We start from the raw sequence: 14,662 nt of genomic DNA on the forward strand, positions 1-14,662 counted from the left end.
TTATGTGTCAGGCGCCCTACCTGCGGTGCGTCAGGGCGCCTGTCATGAGGGTCAGTATGCTTCGCGATACAGCGCGAGCGCATCTTTCTCCGTCACTTCGACGGGATTGTTGATCAGAAGCCGCGTTTGCAGCATGGCGTCTTTCGCCAGCATCGGCAGATCGGCTTCGGGGACGTTCACATCACGCAGTTTCAACGGCGCGCCGGAGCGATCCATCAGGTCTTGCATGAAGTTCACAAAATTGGCGGATTTGGCCTGTGTGCCCTCGTCGGACGGCCCGACAACCACATCGGCCAACTCGGCATAGAGCGGCGCGGCGGCGGTCATGTTGTAACGCAGAACCGGCCCGAGCATCAGCGCATTGGTCAGACCATGCGGCAGGTGGTAATGCCCGCCCAACGGATAGGCCAGCGCATGAACCGCGCCTACCGGACTGTTGGAGAAGGCCTGCCCCGCAAGGTTCGCACCCAGAAGCATGGCTTCGCGTGCCGCGCGGTTGGTGCCGTCCTGACAGGCCGTAATCAGGTTTGCCGACATCAGGCGCAAGGCCTCTTTGGCGAACACATCCGACATCATGTTTTTCTTGTGCTGGCCGGTGAAGGCCTCGATGGCGTGAACCATCGCATCAATGCCGGTCGCAGCCGTCTGAACCGGCGGCAGACCCACGGTCAGCTCGGCATCCAGCAACACGCGGTCGGCGTAAAGCTGATGCGAAACAATGCCCATTTTCGTGGTCTCGCCGGTGGTCAGAATCGTGATGTTGGTCACTTCGGAGCCCGTGCCCGCCGTGGTCGGAACCTGCACCAGAGGCGTGCGTTTGCCCTCGACCTTGCCGATGCCGTAAAGCTCGGAAAGCGGTTGTTCGGAGACCAGCATCACCGCCACGAGTTTTGCGATGTCCATAGAGGAGCCGCCACCCAGCCCCATGACGACATCAGCACCCGCAGCTTTGGCACGCTCGACACAGGACATGAGCACGGCTTCGGGCGGATCGGCCACCACATCGTCAAACACCGTCACAGTGAACCCGTGGGCTTTTAAAGAGGCCACAGCCGGATCAAGCAGGCCGTTCTCATGCAGGAATTTGTCAGTCACGATCAACAGGTTGCGCTCGGGGAACCATGCGCTCAAAAGCTCGCCCATCCGCTTCGCGCCACCCCATTCCACAAGCATGGAGCCGGGCGTGTCGAAGGAAAACGGTTTGATACCATCAGTCATTGATCTTGTCCTTGAAGTAAAAAATGCGCTACCCGCAGGAAGAGGGTCGGGTCGCGCGAGGGGAAGGGTTTAAAGGGCGCTACAGATGTATTTCATTTCGAGATATTCCTCGATTCCGTATTTGGAGCCTTCACGGCCCAGACCGGACTGTTTCACGCCGCCGAACGGGGCCACCTCGTTGGAGATCAGGCCGGTGTTGTGCCCGACCATGCCGTATTCCAGCCCTTCGGAGACACGCACCATACGGGCGTGATCGCGGGTGAAGAAATAGGCCGCCAGACCGAAGATCGTGTCATTGGCCATGGCAATCGCTTCTTCTTCCGTATCGAAGGGGAACAGCGGCGCGAGCGGGCCGAAGGTTTCCTCACTCGCGACTTTCATCTCCGGTGTGACACCGGTGAGGATGGCCGGTTCAAAGAACAGCCCGCCGAGGCGCTTGCCGCCCTGCATAAGCGTCGCGCCTTTGGAGACCGCGTCCTCGATATGGCTTTGCACCTTGTCGAGGGCTTTCGCCTCGATCATCGGGCCGATGTCCGTGCCCTCTTCGGTGCCGTTGCCGACGGTGAGTTCCGAAACTTTGGCTGCCAGTTTCTCGGCAAAGGCATCATAAACGCCGCGTTGCACCAGAATCCGGTTGGCACAGACACAGGTCTGACCCGCGTTGCGGTATTTCGAGGCCATCGCCCCTTCGACCGCCGCATCAAGATCGGCGTCATCAAACACGATGAAGGGCGCGTTGCCGCCCAGTTCGAGCGAGACTTTCTTGATCGTGTCGGCACATTGCGCCATCAGCAGACGTCCCACTTCGGTCGAACCGGTGAAGGAAAGCTTGCGCACCACATCGCTATCGGTGATGACCTTGCCGATTTTCGAGGCCGGACCGGTGACGATCTGGAACACGCCTGCCGGAATGCCCGCACGTTCGGCCAGCACGCCAAGCGCCAGCGCCGTGAGCGGGGTGAGATCGGCGGGGCGCACGATCATCGAACACCCTGCGGCCAGCGCAGGCGCGGCCTTGCGGGTGATCATCGCAGCCGGAAAGTTCCACGGCGTGATCGCGGCGGTCACACCGATGGGCTGGCGCAGCACGGTGAGGCGCTGGTTGCGTGCCGGTGCGGGGATCGTGTCGCCGTAAATGCGTTTGGCTTCTTCTGCGAACCACTCCACGAAAGAGGCAGCATAGGCGATTTCGCCCTTGGCTTCTTTCAGCGGCTTGCCCTGCTCCAGCGTCATGATCAGGCCGAGGTCTTCGGTGTTCTCCACCATCAGTTCGAACCACTTGCGCAGCACGGCCGCGCGTTCCTTGGCCGCCCATGTGGCCCAGTCCGCCTGCGCCACCCGCGCGGCTTCGATCACCGCAGGGATTTCATCGGGGGACATGCTGGGCACGGTGCCGACCACGGAGCCATCTGCGGGGTTTGTAACCTCGACAGTGTCACCGGAGGCGGCCTGCACCCACTGGCCGTTCACCAGACAGGCGTTTTGCAACAGAGACGGGTCTTTGAGTTCGGGCATTCGGGCCTCCCAGTTTGGTCTTGGTATTTCGGTTTCGGCTTGACTGATCGTTCCGCATGTGGAACGCTGTCTTCAATATGAAACGTATGCCGATGTATACCCTATGTCAATTCCCCAAATACGGCGGTAAACTTGCCCGACAAAACGCAGACGAATGGCAGACACATGGCTGACCCTACAAAACGGCGCGCACCGGCGGCGGAGCGCACCATCCGAATCCTCGATCAACTGGCCGCCAGCAACGCCCCTATGGGCGTCTCCGAGCTTGCCCGATGCCTCGATATCCCCAAGAGTTCCGTCTTCGGCATTTGTGAGACTCTGGTGGAGACCGGCGTGCTTCACTCGGAGCCCACCGGCTACAGCATGAGCGCCCATTGCCTGCGCTGGAGCGGGGCCTATCTGAGCCGCTCCTCCCTTGTCTCCGAATTCCAGCGTACACTGGCCCGCGACGGGCGGCTGGCCAATTACACCGTCACCCTCTCGACACTGGAAAACGATCAGGTCGTCTACCTCGCCTGCCGCAACTCCGACAAGCCTTTAGGCTTTACATTTCAAATAGGTATGCGCCTTCCCGCAGTCTATTCCGCCACCGGAAAAGCCATGCTGTCACAGCTTCCGCAAGAGCAGAGACGCACGCTTCTTTCCGCCCCGTGGCACGCGCCGTTTACCGACAACAGCGTGCGTGATTTCGAGGCGTTCGAAGAGGATGTGAAAGTCTGGCGGGCGCAGGGCTACGCCGTGGACAACGGCGAAATCCGCGAGGGTATGGTCTGTCTCGGCGCACCGATCCTCGGGCCGGAAGGCAGCCCCGTAGCGGGCATCGCGATTTCCATGACCAGCACCGAAGCCCGCGACGCCGCCAAGAAAGACCTCGGCGGCATCATCTGCGAAATCGCAGGCTCCCTATCGCGCCACCATCTGGGCTGACCCGTCTGCGCCGCTTGACAGAGCCGCCGCATCGCTCTACTTCACCTCTGACTTCGAGAATCCGCGTAATGACGAAACCATAGGCATCCCCGCCTCACGACACAAAATGCGGCCATAGCGGACACCCCTGCCCCCATATACAGGGCTAATTCAGGGCTGCGCTGGCGGCATTCAGGCGCTGAGTGACGCCTTGGCTGCAACCATATTGCGTGGTGACGAGGAGGGAAAAGAGGATGACAAACAGGAGACCGGCCATGTCCGAGACGCCCGCACACAACAGATCAGAGACCGATACACCGCAGATGGAAGACGCAAGTTTTGCCGCGATGGACCCTGCGCAACTCTTTCCGGCCAGCCATAGCACCCATCCGCCGCGCATCCTGATCCTCTACGGCTCCCTGCGCGACCGCAGCTTCTCACGTCTTTCTGCCGAAGAGGCCGGACGCATCCTGACCCGTTTCGGCGCGGAGGTGAAAATCTTCGACCCGCGCGGCCTGCCCCAGCCCGACGACGCACCTCTGGACCATCCGAAAGTCGCAGAACTGCGCGATCTCGTGACGTGGTGCGAAGGCATGGTCTGGTCCTCCCCCGAGCGTCACGGCGCCATGACCGGCATCATGAAAAGCCAGATCGACTGGATTCCCCTGTCCCTTGGCGGCGTGCGCCCGACACAGGGCAAGACGCTGGCGGTGATGCAGGTCTGCGGCGGATCGCAGAGTTTCAACACGGTCAACCAGTTGCGGATTCTCGGGCGCTGGATGCGGCTTCTGACCATCCCGAACCAGTCCTCTGTGGCCAAGGCATGGGACGAATTCGACGAAGACGGGCGCATGAAACCCTCGCCCTATTACAACCGGATCGTCGATGTGATGGAAGAACTGGTGAAATTCACCCTGCTCACCCGCGACATCAAGGAGCATCTTGTCGACCGCTATTCGGAACGGGTGGAAAGCCGCGAAGAGCTCTCCAAACGGGTCAATCAGTCGAAGGCTGTGGGCTGAGGCCGTCTTTCGGCACAATTCGCAGCGCGCGCAACGCGTTCAGGATCACGGCAACGTCGATGACCTCTTGCAACACCGCCCCCTGAACCGGCGTCAGATAGCCGAAACCGGCCGCGATCATCCCCGCGACCGACAGGCCGATCCCGACGACAACGCTTTCCATGGCGATATGGCGCGAACGACGGGCGATCTCGATCCCCGGCCCCAGACGGTCCACGCGATCCACCAAAAGCACAACATCGGCCGCCTCGGCAGAGGCCGCCGCCCCGCGTGCGCCCATGGCCACGCCGACAGTCGCCGCCGCAAGCGCGGGGGCATCATTGACACCATCTCCCACCATCATCACCGGCCCGTTCTGGCGCTCAGAGAGGACCAGAAGAACCTTCTGGTCCGGCGTCAGACCGGCACGCACCCCGTCCATATCCAGCCCTTCGGTCACATGCTCGGCCACGGCGGCGCGGTCCCCCGTGGCCAGCAGGATGCGCGCAATGCCCTGTTCGCGCAGCCCTGCCAGCATCGACGCAGTTCCAAGTCGCAGCGGGTCGGCCATGACCAGATGCCCTGCCAGCCGCCCGTCTATAGCCACCGCCACCAACAAAGCACCGGCCTCCAGCACGGGCATGTCTTCTGCGGCCTGAGCGGTCCGCCGCGCGACGAGATCATTGCCGCCGACCACGATCTTGCGCCCGTCAACCGTGCCTTCAACCCCGGAGCCAGCCACTTCCGTGACCTCGGAAGGCACCGCGAGCGCCAGCCCCCGCGCCTTGGCCGCCGCAACAATGGCCTGTGCCACAGGGTGTTTGGAGGCCTGATCAAGCGAGGCGGCATAGCGCAGAATGTCCTCCTCCGACGTATCACCGCTGCGGTGGATCGAGACGATCTGCGGTCGCCCATCGGTCAGCGTGCCGGTCTTGTCGAGGATCAGCGTGTGAATACGCGCCATCGCCTCCAGCGGCCCGCCCCCCTTGATCAACACCCCGAAACGCGCTGCCCGCGACAGGCCCGCCACCAGCGCCACCGGCACGGCGAGGATCAAGGGGCACGGCGTGGCCACGACCAGCACGGCCACCGCACGGATCGGGTCGCCCGTCAGCCCCCATGCCGCCAGCGCGATCACCACGGTCACGGCGAGAAAGCCCAGCGACCAACGGTCCGCCAGTCGCGCCATCGGGGCCTTGGAGTGCTGCGCCTGCTCGACCAGCCGCACGATCCCCGCATAGGTGCTCTCACTTGCGCGACGTGCGGCAATCAGGTCGAAAGGCTCGCCCGCATTGGTCGCCCCGCTCATGACCTCCGCCCCGCATGCCAGACGCACAGGCAGGGATTCCCCCGTCAAGGCAGAACTGTCGAGATAGGCCGTCTTTGAGGCCACCGTGCCATCCACCGGCACCACATCGCCCTGACGGATCAAAAGCCGGTCCGAGGGCGTGATGTCATCCAGCAGCACATCCACCAGCGCACCCGCCTCATAGCGGCAGGCCATCCGCGGCACCCGCGACAGCAGCGCATGCATATCCCGCCGCGCGCGGCCTTCGGCAAAGCTCTCAAGCACATTGCCGCCGGTATACATCACCGCCACCACAGCCGCCGCCAAGGTCTCGCCAAACCCCAGCGCGGCGGACATGGACAGGGCCGCAACAATATCCAGCCCGACCTCGCCCCGCAAAAGGCTGCGCAGAATATCCACGCAGAGCGCGACCAGAACCGGAAGCACCGTAATCGTCCAGACAAGGCGGGATGTCCCCTCATGGCCAGAGAAATACAGCGCCAGCCCCGCCACAAGCCCGAGGATAGCCGCCAGAAAGAGCGATTTCTTCACACGGGCGTTTCTGGCGTCGTCGTTTCGGGCGTTGGTCATGCTGTTCACTTTGGCTGGGGCAAATCTGCCTTGGGCGATGTGTTGGAAATCAGCGAAGCATTTGCCCGCGCCTCAGACCGAGCATGATCTTCGCGCAAGACGTAAAACGTGTCGAGGTCTTCCCCTGTCTGGCAACGATCTGGCAGCGGTCTGCGGCGACCGTGTATGGCCGCTGTGCGTGTGGCACGCGGCGGGCCGAAAACACTTCGCCCCGACCTCAACGCACCAGAGCCGAAATCAATCCATGAGCCAGGATTTTGCCTTCTCGAACTCGTCACTCTCGAAATGTTTCGCATCAAGATCAAAGGCACGTTTGCCAATCTGGACGGCCATCTCCTGCCATCCGGCATCTCCGACAATGGCGGCGCGCTCGACACGGTCTGCGTGGCCACGGATCAGGTAGAAGTGATCCCTGAGCGCCCCCAGCCCCTGCCAGCCGTCGAATTTGCGCAGATCAATCAGCAACCGGATGTCCTCATGTTCAGCAAAGAAGCGGTTCAGATCCTCGATGTCATTCTCGTATTGTTCGGTGTCGAGTTTCCCCAGAAGCGACAGGTGCAGCACACCATCGCCCAGATCTTCCTGCTGAATACTGCCGAGGCTTTCGCGCAGCCAGCGGCGCGCCTCCTCCAGTTCACGCAGTTTGAAGGTCGAGACAGGACAGGGCATGAAAACCGCAAAGGCCGCGACAGACTTGGCGAGTGCGGCATTGTCGGTCACGACCGCCACACGATCAAACCCGCGCCAGTGTTTGAGGCCCACTCGCGTGTCCTGAAGCATGGCCCCCAGCGTGAAATCGGTAAATCCGGCCTCCACAACGGCCAGAAGGCGCAGGCAATCCCCACCCGCAATGGCCTTGTCTATGGCCGGAACCAGCGTTTCTTTATAGTCGTGATCGGTCACCGGAGCGGTCATCCGGATTTCCATCACGCCATGGTCACCAATATGTTGAACGTCGATCATGATAATCGTGCCTCCCATTTTGTCGCGGAAGATGGACATTGATCCTGTCCAGTGCTGCGATGCTACGCAGACCGTAAGAGGCCCGAACACGGGCAGCACCTCATTGGCGCTTACGCTGCGGTGGGCAAAGGATGCCGCATGTCCCGCGTTCCGGCATTGACCTGCGTCAACCACCGCAGGGTCTTAACGCGCCCCCGTTTCGCCCACGGGGAAATAAAACCGGATTTCCTCTTTCTTTTCATGCCCCCGCTCTGGCAAGACTGTCTCACGACATTAGCACTTTCTCTAACCACATTCCACGACACGGCCTCCAGCCGGAAAGGACCCACATGTTTCGATCCGCCCTTCTTGCAAGCACTGTGCTTTGCGCATCCACCCTCGGCGCAACGGCTGCACCGGAAGTTTTGACCTTCGACGATCTCGAGACATTCGAAAGCCTGTTGAGCGGCTACGGTTCGGTCGAACTTGAAACAGACAGTGAGGGCGACCCGATGTTTCGCGGTCGTATCGGCGGCGTTCGCTACGGGCTCTATTTCTACGGTTGCGAAGACCACAAGGACTGCAACAACGGCACCTTCGTCGCCTATTTTGACGGCGACGACTATGTGACCGACGCCAGCGTCATCAACGCCTATAACAACGGCTTCCGCTTCGGCAAAGCCTCCGTCGACTCGGATGGCGATCTGGAAATCAACTATTCCTTCGCCTTCAAGGGCGGGATCACCCGCGAGGCGCTGGATGACACGTTTGACTGGTGGCGTGTGGTTCTCGAACAGTCCGAAGAGTTCTTTGAATAAGGCTCACTCATCTGCGGATGCCATGACAAAGCCCTGTCGCGCGAAAGCGGCGCGGGCTTTGTCGCCGGTCAGGTAGCTTAAAAACTGCGTGGCCGCCTCTGTGTCCTGCCCTTTGATCAAAGCCGCCGGATAGACAATCGGCGGATGGGTCTCGGCGGGGAAAGTCGCCACGACGCTCACATCCTCTTCGGCCACAGCATCCGTCGCATAGACGATACCGAACGGTGCTTCGCCAAGTGCCACAAGCGCCAGAGCGGCGCGCACATTGTCGGCCTGCGCCACTTTGGGGGCGAGATCACTCCAGAGGCCGAGACTTGTCAAAGCCGCCTTGCCGTAAATCCCCGCAGGCACCGCATCCACAAGCGCCATCGCCAGACGATCCTCGCCAAGCGCATCCGGCAGGCTCTCGACCGGCATGGGCGCGGCTTCCTGCCCATGCGCGACCAGCACGATGGAATTGGTCACCAGATCAAAGCGGCTACCCTCCGCCAAGAGACCGTCCTTTTCAAGAACATCCATCCAGTCGGGATTGGCCGAGATAAAAACATCCGCAGGCGCGCCCTGCTGGATTTGACGTGCAAGCGCCGATGAGCCCGCAAGCGAAATGGCCAGATCATGCCCCGTGTCGGCTTCGAACGCCGCCTCGATCTCCGAGAGAGCGTTGGTCATGCTGGCGGCGGCGAAAACCGTGACTTCATCTGCATGAAGCGCGACGGGTGCGCAGAAACTGATGACAGTGGCAAGGATGCGGGACAAAGCGGTGGACATGGGACCTCTCTCAATATGTTTCACAAAACATATCGCATCCACGCAAAAAACAGGCAAGCGATATTTCCCTGCAAACATATTGATTTTCCCGCAAGCTGAATGGGTGTGATCCGCGCCTTTGCGCCTTAAACCGAAGTGTCAGCCAACAAATCGCGAATGGCGGCGATCTCGTCGTGGCCGGCCTGCCAGACAATGCCTTCGAGCCTGCGGTAATGGGCCAGCACCGTCTCCCCCGTCTCGGTCAGAGAGGCACCGCCGCCCTGCGCGCCGCCACGGTTCGACTGCACCAAAGGCGCACGGAAAGCCGTGTTCATCTCTTCCACCAAGGACCAAGCGCGTTTGTAACTCATCGACATGGCACGTCCGGCCGCAGCGATGGAGCCGGTCTCGCGAATGCCCTCCAACAGATCGGCCTTACCCGGCCCGAGTTTGAGAACATCCCCGAAATGCAGCCTGAGCCGCATACGGATATCGGCCATGCCTTCCGGCGTCGGGTTTTCAGGGCGCAGGTTCTGATCTTCACACATATCCGGACTGTGCCCCGTCTCCGAGAGGGGCGCAAGCTCTCCCCTGCGCCTCCGGATCCCGACCCGTGCGTTCACGACCATATCCGCCTTGCCTGACCGCAAAATAGGTCAGCATCTTTAACTTTATTTCGTCACCACCCCTTTGCGCGACATTTTCTTCACGCAAACAGGTGTTTTGGTGTTGACGCCTGCTGCGGCTGCACATAATGTCGCCGCACGCAATGAAGGACCCCAACGCCATGATCGGCCACATTATTGTACTTGTAGGGAAAACGCGCATGGGCCGGTAACGGTTAACCATATTGGAACCCATGCGCCCCCGAGTAAAACCGGGGGCTTTTTTATTGCCAAAAACGTAAGTGACGCGTGAGACGGAGAGAAAAATGACACGTCAGATGACCGGAGCAAAAATGGTGGTTCAGGCCCTCAAGGATCAGGGTGTGGACACGGTATTTGGCTACCCGGGGGGCGCTGTCCTTCCGATCTACGATGAAATTTTCCAGCAAAATGACATCAAGCACGTCCTCGTGCGCCACGAACAGGCCGCCCTGCACGCCGCAGAGGGCTATGCGCGCTCGACCGGCAAGGTGGGTGTGGCGCTGGTCACATCCGGTCCGGGGGCGACCAATGCGGTCACCGGACTGACCGATGCCCTGCTTGATTCCATTCCGCTGGTGGTCTTCTCCGGTCAGGTTCCGACCTTCATGATCGGCACAGACGGGTTTCAGGAAGCCGACACAGTGGGCATCACGCGGCCCTGCACCAAGCACAACTGGCTTGTGAAAGACACGGACACCCTGTCCGGCACGATCCATCAGGCCTTCCATGTTGCCACCTCCGGCCGCCCCGGTCCGGTGCTGATCGACCTGCCGAAAGACGTGCAATTCGCCGAAGGCAACTATACAGCGCCCGCGAAAATCAACGTCAGCCATTACCAGCCCCGCGTGAAAGCCTCCATCGAAGAGATCAACGGCATTGTTGACCTGCTGGAAAAAGCCGAACGCCCCGTGTTCTACACCGGCGGCGGGGTCATCAACTCCGGCACAGGGGCCTCGCAACTGCTGCGCGAACTGGTCGATGCGACGGGCTTTCCGATCACCTCCACGCTCATGGGGCTGGGCGCCTATCCGGCCTCCGGCAAAAGCTGGCTGGGGATGCTCGGGATGCATGGTCTCTACGAGGCCAATATGGCGATGCATGACTGTGACCTGATGATCAACATCGGGGCGCGTTTCGACGACCGGATCACCGGACGGATTCAGGACTTCTCACCGCATTCCACGAAAATCCACATCGACATCGACCCCTCCTCGATCAACAAGGTCATCCGCGTCGACCTGCCGGTGATCGGCGATGTGGGCCATGTTCTCGAAGATGTGCTCAAGGTCTGGAAATCGCGCGGGCGCAAGACCGCCGATACCTCCGCATGGTGGAAACAGATCGAGGAATGGCGCGAGGTCCGCTGTCTGACCTACAAGAATTCGGACACGATCATCAAACCGCAATACGCCCTGCAACGGCTTCAGGAACTGACCAAGGGCATGGACCGCTACATCACCACAGAAGTCGGCCAGCACCAGATGTGGGCGGCTCAGTTTCTGGGCTTTGAAGACCCGAACCGCTGGATGACCTCCGGTGGTCTGGGCACGATGGGCTACGGTTTTCCGGCCTCCATCGGCGTGCAAATGGCGCATCCCGACAGCCTTGTTGTCAATGTTGCGGGTGAGGCAAGCTGGCTGATGAACATGCAGGAAATGGGCACGGCGATGCAATACCGCCTGCCGGTGAAACAGTTCATCCTGAACAACGAACGCCTCGGCATGGTGCGCCAGTGGCAGCAACTTCTGCACGGCGAACGCTACTCGTCGAGCTGGTCCGAAGCCCTGCCCGATTTCGTCAAACTCGCCGAAGCCTTCGGCGCGAAGGGCATCCAGTGTTCCGACCCGAAAGATCTGGACGATGCGATCATGGAAATGATCGAATATGACGGTCCGGTGATCTTTGACTGCCTCGTCGAGAAACACGAAAACTGTTTCCCGATGATCCCGTCAGGCAAGGCCCATAACGAAATGCTTCTGGGCGATGCCTCCACCGAGGGGGCGATCAAGTCCGACGGGGCGGTTCTGGTCTGATGAAACGTTTCGGGAAATGGCTGCGCAACGCTCTGGCCGCGCTGGTCGCGACATGGGGGCTTGCGGGGTGCATGTCTTCGGCTGATGCGGTGGATGTGTCCTCCGGCGGCTTCGACTTTGCGGTCGAGACCTCCGGCACAACCGCCACCGCGCGCAACTATCACACGGGCCGTCTCAACTTTGCCGAGCTTGAAGAGGCCGCCCGCGCCGCCATTGAAACCGCGTCAGGCTGTGCCGTGCGCACGCTGGTCAAACGCGATGAAATCAACACTTTTGACGCCACGCTCGATTGCGCTGGCTAAGGGAGAGGAAAGATCATGTCTGCCCTACGTATCGAAAAAGGCTCGTCGAGCCATTCCGCCTATGACCTTCGCGACTATCATTCCGAAGTGATCGAGAAACACACGCTGGCCGTTCTGGTCGACAACGAAGCCGGTGTGCTGGCGCGCGTCATCGGGTTGTTCTCCGGACGCGGCTACAACATCGAGAGCCTCACCGTGGCCGAGGTCAACCATGACAGCCACCTGTCGCGCATCACCGTTGTGACCACCGGCACCCGCGATGTGATCGAACAGATCAAGGCACAGGTCGGCCGCATCGTGCCCGTCCACGAGGTCCACGACCTCACCGTCGAAGGCCCCTCCATTGAGCGCGAACTGGCGCTGTTCAAGGTTCAGGGCACCGGCAACAACCGCATCGAAGCCCTGCGTCTGGCGGAGATTTTCCGCGCCAATGTGGTGGACAGCACGCTGGAGAGCTTTGTCTTTGAAATGACCGGCCCGTCGGAGAAAATCGACGCATTTGCAGAGCTTATGCGCCCGCTGGGACTGGTGGAAACCGCCCGCACCGGCGTTGCGGCTCTGGCCCGTGGCGGCAAGGGCTGACACGCACAACTGCGCGACACAAATCTGCAAACAACATCACATGAAAAGGGGCCGCATTGGCCCCTTTTTCTTTGGACAGGCGCGGATCACACCCTCTGGCGCACTCCCGATGCGCCCCTTAGGACCGCTTCATCTCCGCCATGATACGGGATTGAAGCTCATCGGGCAGGCTGTCGATTGCACCCGCAAGGGTCGCCAGCTCCTGTCGCGCCCCATGCAATTGGTCAATGAGCGAGATGACAATGGCCAGCGCCGTTTCGTCGAGATCAAGGTCATGGGACAGATCGCACAGAAGCTCCAGCCGCGCGATATCCACCTGACGGAAAACATAGCCCTCGTCCCCCTGTTCCGGCCGGACCAGTTCGCCTTCGACAAAGCCCATAAGCTGGCGGCGCGTGAGCCGCGTGACGGTGGTGACAACTTCCTCTACCGTGAATCTCTGCGTCATGTGCCTGCCCCCTTCATCAAATCACCCCGCGGATCAAAGTGATGCGTCTTGCGCCATTCTGTGAAAAACTCCCGCAGACTGTCGTCAATCTCGGGCGGGGAGACGATCTTCAACTCAACCATCTGATCACCCTTGGCTTTGCGTTTGGCATGACCGACGCCACGTCCGCGCAAGCGTAAAACCTGCCCCGAACTTGCGCCTGCCGGAATCGTAAGCCCCACAGGCCCGTCGATGGTCGGAGTTGTGACCTTGGCGCCCAGAACCGCCTCGTCAAGGGTGATCGGCAGCGTGATCAGAATGTCGTCCCCGTCGCGGCGAAACACCGGATGCGACCCCACAAGCACGGTGATGAGCGCATCGCCTGCCGGTCCGCCGCCATATCCCGGCGCACCTTTGCCGCGCAGCCGCAGGGTCTGGCCGTCTTCGGTGCCTTGCGGGATTTTGACGGCAAGGCTGTGCCCGTCCGGCAAGGTGATCCGCGTCTCCGCACCCTTCGCAGCGTCCAGAAACGGCACGTTGAGCGAATAGCGCATATCGGCCCCACGCGCCGAGAATCCTTGGCCACCAAAGCCCTGCCCGCCAAATCCCTGACCGCCTGTGCCCTGAGCACCTGCACGCCCGCGATTGCGCAGGATTTCGGCGAATATATCCGCCGGATCCACATCCGGCCCGAACCCGTGGCCCTGTTGATAGGCATTGTCGGACGCACCGGAGAAATCACGGTAATACTGGCGCTGCGGGCGCTCTGCTCCGAGCCCGTCGATCTCTCCGGCGTCATACCGCGCACGAGTTTCGGGGTCTTTCAGCAGTTCATAGGCGGCGTTGACCTTTTTGAATCGCTCCTCTGCACCCGCGTCATCGGGATTGAGGTCCGGATGGCAGGTCCGCACCAGTTTGCGATAGGCTTTCTTGATTTCATCCGCCGTCGCGGCCTTGGTCAGGCCAAGAACTTCATATGGATCATCGGGCATCCAGGCCTCCTGTTTGCCGGGAAATGCATGTCTGCAGGACTGCGCGCGAGGGCGGGTCCAACGGACGCAAGGTGCCACATGCCCGCGCCTTCGTCCGTGATCCAAATCAATGCGGAAACGGCCCGAGCAGCTATGCTCGCGCTTGGGTGCATGCAAGCCCAACAGACCCCTCTGCCACGCTTGCCGCCCTCACTTGCAGCTCTCAGACGACCAGAACCGGAATCTCCGAGATGCTGGTCACCTTGTGGCTCACCGAACCGAGCATGTAGCCTTCGGACGCCCCCACACCGCGCGAGCCGACCACGATCAGGTCACAGCCGTTCTGTCTGGCAAAGGTCACAATGGTGCGCGCGGATGGCCCGCCCTTGATAAAGGCCTGAACCTTCGGCACCCCCAGCATTCCGGCCAGCGCCTTGGCATGGTTTCCCACTTCACGGGCCGCAGACCTCATCGCATCGTCCAGATTGCCGCTCTCCTCGCCATGTCCGCGCACCATCGAGATCGATGCCTCAAGGATCGAGTGATGGCGATAGACCGTCAGCACAACAAGCTCCGCCCCCGTCAGCTTGCACAGGCCAGCGGCTTTTTCGAGAGCGCCATCCGCGCCGTTTGAGCCGTCATGGGCCAGTAGTATTTTCTTGAACATGGGCGAG

The 14,662-nt window shown here is 61.0% G+C and carries 15 protein-coding genes; 6 read left to right on the forward strand and 9 right to left on the reverse strand.

The features are described 5' to 3' along the window. Positions 1 to 51: 51 nt before the first annotated feature. Both KO492_RS12860 and KO492_RS12865 read right to left on the reverse strand, forming a co-directional pair. On the reverse strand, positions 52 to 1,218 hold the full coding sequence (locus tag KO492_RS12860; protein ID WP_252735519.1) for an iron-containing alcohol dehydrogenase: 1,167 nt from the start codon (positions 1,216 to 1,218) through the stop codon (positions 52 to 54). Positions 1,219 to 1,287: 69 nt separating this feature from the next. Beyond that, a complete protein-coding gene (locus tag KO492_RS12865) occupies positions 1,288 to 2,733 on the reverse strand; it encodes an NAD-dependent succinate-semialdehyde dehydrogenase (protein WP_216045331.1) in 1,446 nt (481 codons plus the stop codon). Between the two features lie 165 nt (positions 2,734 to 2,898). Between KO492_RS12865 and KO492_RS12870 the strand changes: the two genes are divergently transcribed. Next, positions 2,899 to 3,660 carry an IclR family transcriptional regulator gene (locus KO492_RS12870; protein WP_216045332.1) on the forward strand — a complete coding sequence of 254 codons (762 nt, stop codon included), beginning with the start codon at positions 2,899 to 2,901 and terminating at the stop codon, positions 3,658 to 3,660. Positions 3,661 to 3,962: 302 nt separating this feature from the next. Then, positions 3,963 to 4,661, forward strand: coding sequence for an arsenical resistance protein ArsH (gene arsH / locus KO492_RS12875; protein WP_216045918.1), 699 nt, complete (start codon positions 3,963 to 3,965; stop codon positions 4,659 to 4,661). Here arsH and KO492_RS12880 read toward each other — a convergent pair. Both KO492_RS12880 and KO492_RS12885 read right to left on the reverse strand, forming a co-directional pair. Continuing rightward, positions 4,636 to 6,519, reverse strand: coding sequence for a heavy metal translocating P-type ATPase (locus tag KO492_RS12880; RefSeq protein ID WP_216045333.1), 1,884 nt, complete (start codon positions 6,517 to 6,519; stop codon positions 4,636 to 4,638). The genes arsH and KO492_RS12880 overlap by 26 nt on opposite strands. A gap of 237 nt (positions 6,520 to 6,756) precedes the next feature. Next, the gene (locus KO492_RS12885; protein ID WP_216045334.1) at positions 6,757 to 7,521 is read right to left on the reverse strand and encodes an STAS/SEC14 domain-containing protein; all 765 of its coding nucleotides are present in this window, start codon (positions 7,519 to 7,521) and stop codon (positions 6,757 to 6,759) included. A gap of 290 nt (positions 7,522 to 7,811) precedes the next feature. Between KO492_RS12885 and KO492_RS12890 the strand changes: the two genes are divergently transcribed. After that, the gene (locus tag KO492_RS12890) at positions 7,812 to 8,279 is read left to right on the forward strand and encodes a YbjN domain-containing protein (RefSeq protein WP_216045335.1); all 468 of its coding nucleotides are present in this window, start codon (positions 7,812 to 7,814) and stop codon (positions 8,277 to 8,279) included. Between the two features lie 3 nt (positions 8,280 to 8,282). Here the strand turns inward: KO492_RS12890 and modA are convergent, their stop codons facing one another. Both modA and KO492_RS12900 read right to left on the reverse strand, forming a co-directional pair. Then, positions 8,283 to 9,047 (reverse strand): molybdate ABC transporter substrate-binding protein, encoded by a 765-nt coding sequence (gene modA, locus KO492_RS12895; RefSeq protein WP_216045336.1) that lies wholly within the window; start codon positions 9,045 to 9,047, stop codon positions 8,283 to 8,285. Between the two features lie 125 nt (positions 9,048 to 9,172). Beyond that, positions 9,173 to 9,574 carry a winged helix-turn-helix domain-containing protein gene (locus tag KO492_RS12900; RefSeq protein ID WP_066608176.1) on the reverse strand — a complete coding sequence of 134 codons (402 nt, stop codon included), beginning with the start codon at positions 9,572 to 9,574 and terminating at the stop codon, positions 9,173 to 9,175. A gap of 383 nt (positions 9,575 to 9,957) precedes the next feature. On the opposite strand from KO492_RS12900, the gene KO492_RS12905 reads away from it, so the two are divergent. From KO492_RS12905 to ilvN, 3 genes are read left to right on the forward strand one after another with little or no spacing between them, the layout of a single operon-like run. Further along, positions 9,958 to 11,706, forward strand: a complete 1,749-nt coding sequence (locus KO492_RS12905) for an acetolactate synthase 3 large subunit (protein ID WP_216045337.1) — start codon at positions 9,958 to 9,960, stop codon at positions 11,704 to 11,706. Further along, complete coding sequence (locus KO492_RS12910) at positions 11,706 to 12,008, forward strand: hypothetical protein (protein ID WP_216045338.1); 303 nt, start codon at positions 11,706 to 11,708, stop codon at positions 12,006 to 12,008. The genes KO492_RS12905 and KO492_RS12910 overlap by 1 nt, the downstream gene beginning before the upstream one ends. A 15-nt stretch (positions 12,009 to 12,023) precedes the next feature. Further along, the gene (ilvN, locus tag KO492_RS12915; RefSeq protein ID WP_216045339.1) at positions 12,024 to 12,590 is read left to right on the forward strand and encodes an acetolactate synthase small subunit; all 567 of its coding nucleotides are present in this window, start codon (positions 12,024 to 12,026) and stop codon (positions 12,588 to 12,590) included. A gap of 118 nt (positions 12,591 to 12,708) precedes the next feature. Here the strand turns inward: ilvN and KO492_RS12920 are convergent, their stop codons facing one another. The 3 genes from KO492_RS12920 to KO492_RS12930 all read right to left on the reverse strand — a co-directional run bounded on the left by KO492_RS12920 (position 12,709) and on the right by KO492_RS12930 (position 14,655). Then, the gene (locus tag KO492_RS12920; protein WP_216045340.1) at positions 12,709 to 13,038 is read right to left on the reverse strand and encodes a chaperone modulator CbpM; all 330 of its coding nucleotides are present in this window, start codon (positions 13,036 to 13,038) and stop codon (positions 12,709 to 12,711) included. Beyond that, positions 13,035 to 14,009 carry a DnaJ C-terminal domain-containing protein gene (locus tag KO492_RS12925; protein ID WP_216045341.1) on the reverse strand — a complete coding sequence of 325 codons (975 nt, stop codon included), beginning with the start codon at positions 14,007 to 14,009 and terminating at the stop codon, positions 13,035 to 13,037. Before KO492_RS12925 ends, KO492_RS12920 begins: the two co-directional genes overlap by 4 nt. A 202-nt stretch (positions 14,010 to 14,211) precedes the next feature. Further along, positions 14,212 to 14,655 carry a universal stress protein gene (locus tag KO492_RS12930; protein ID WP_216045342.1) on the reverse strand — a complete coding sequence of 148 codons (444 nt, stop codon included), beginning with the start codon at positions 14,653 to 14,655 and terminating at the stop codon, positions 14,212 to 14,214. Positions 14,656 to 14,662: the final 7 nt, after the last annotated feature.

The organism is Celeribacter halophilus (assembly GCF_018860305.1).
Classification (GTDB): Bacteria; Pseudomonadota; Alphaproteobacteria; order Rhodobacterales; family Rhodobacteraceae; genus Celeribacter; species Celeribacter halophilus_A.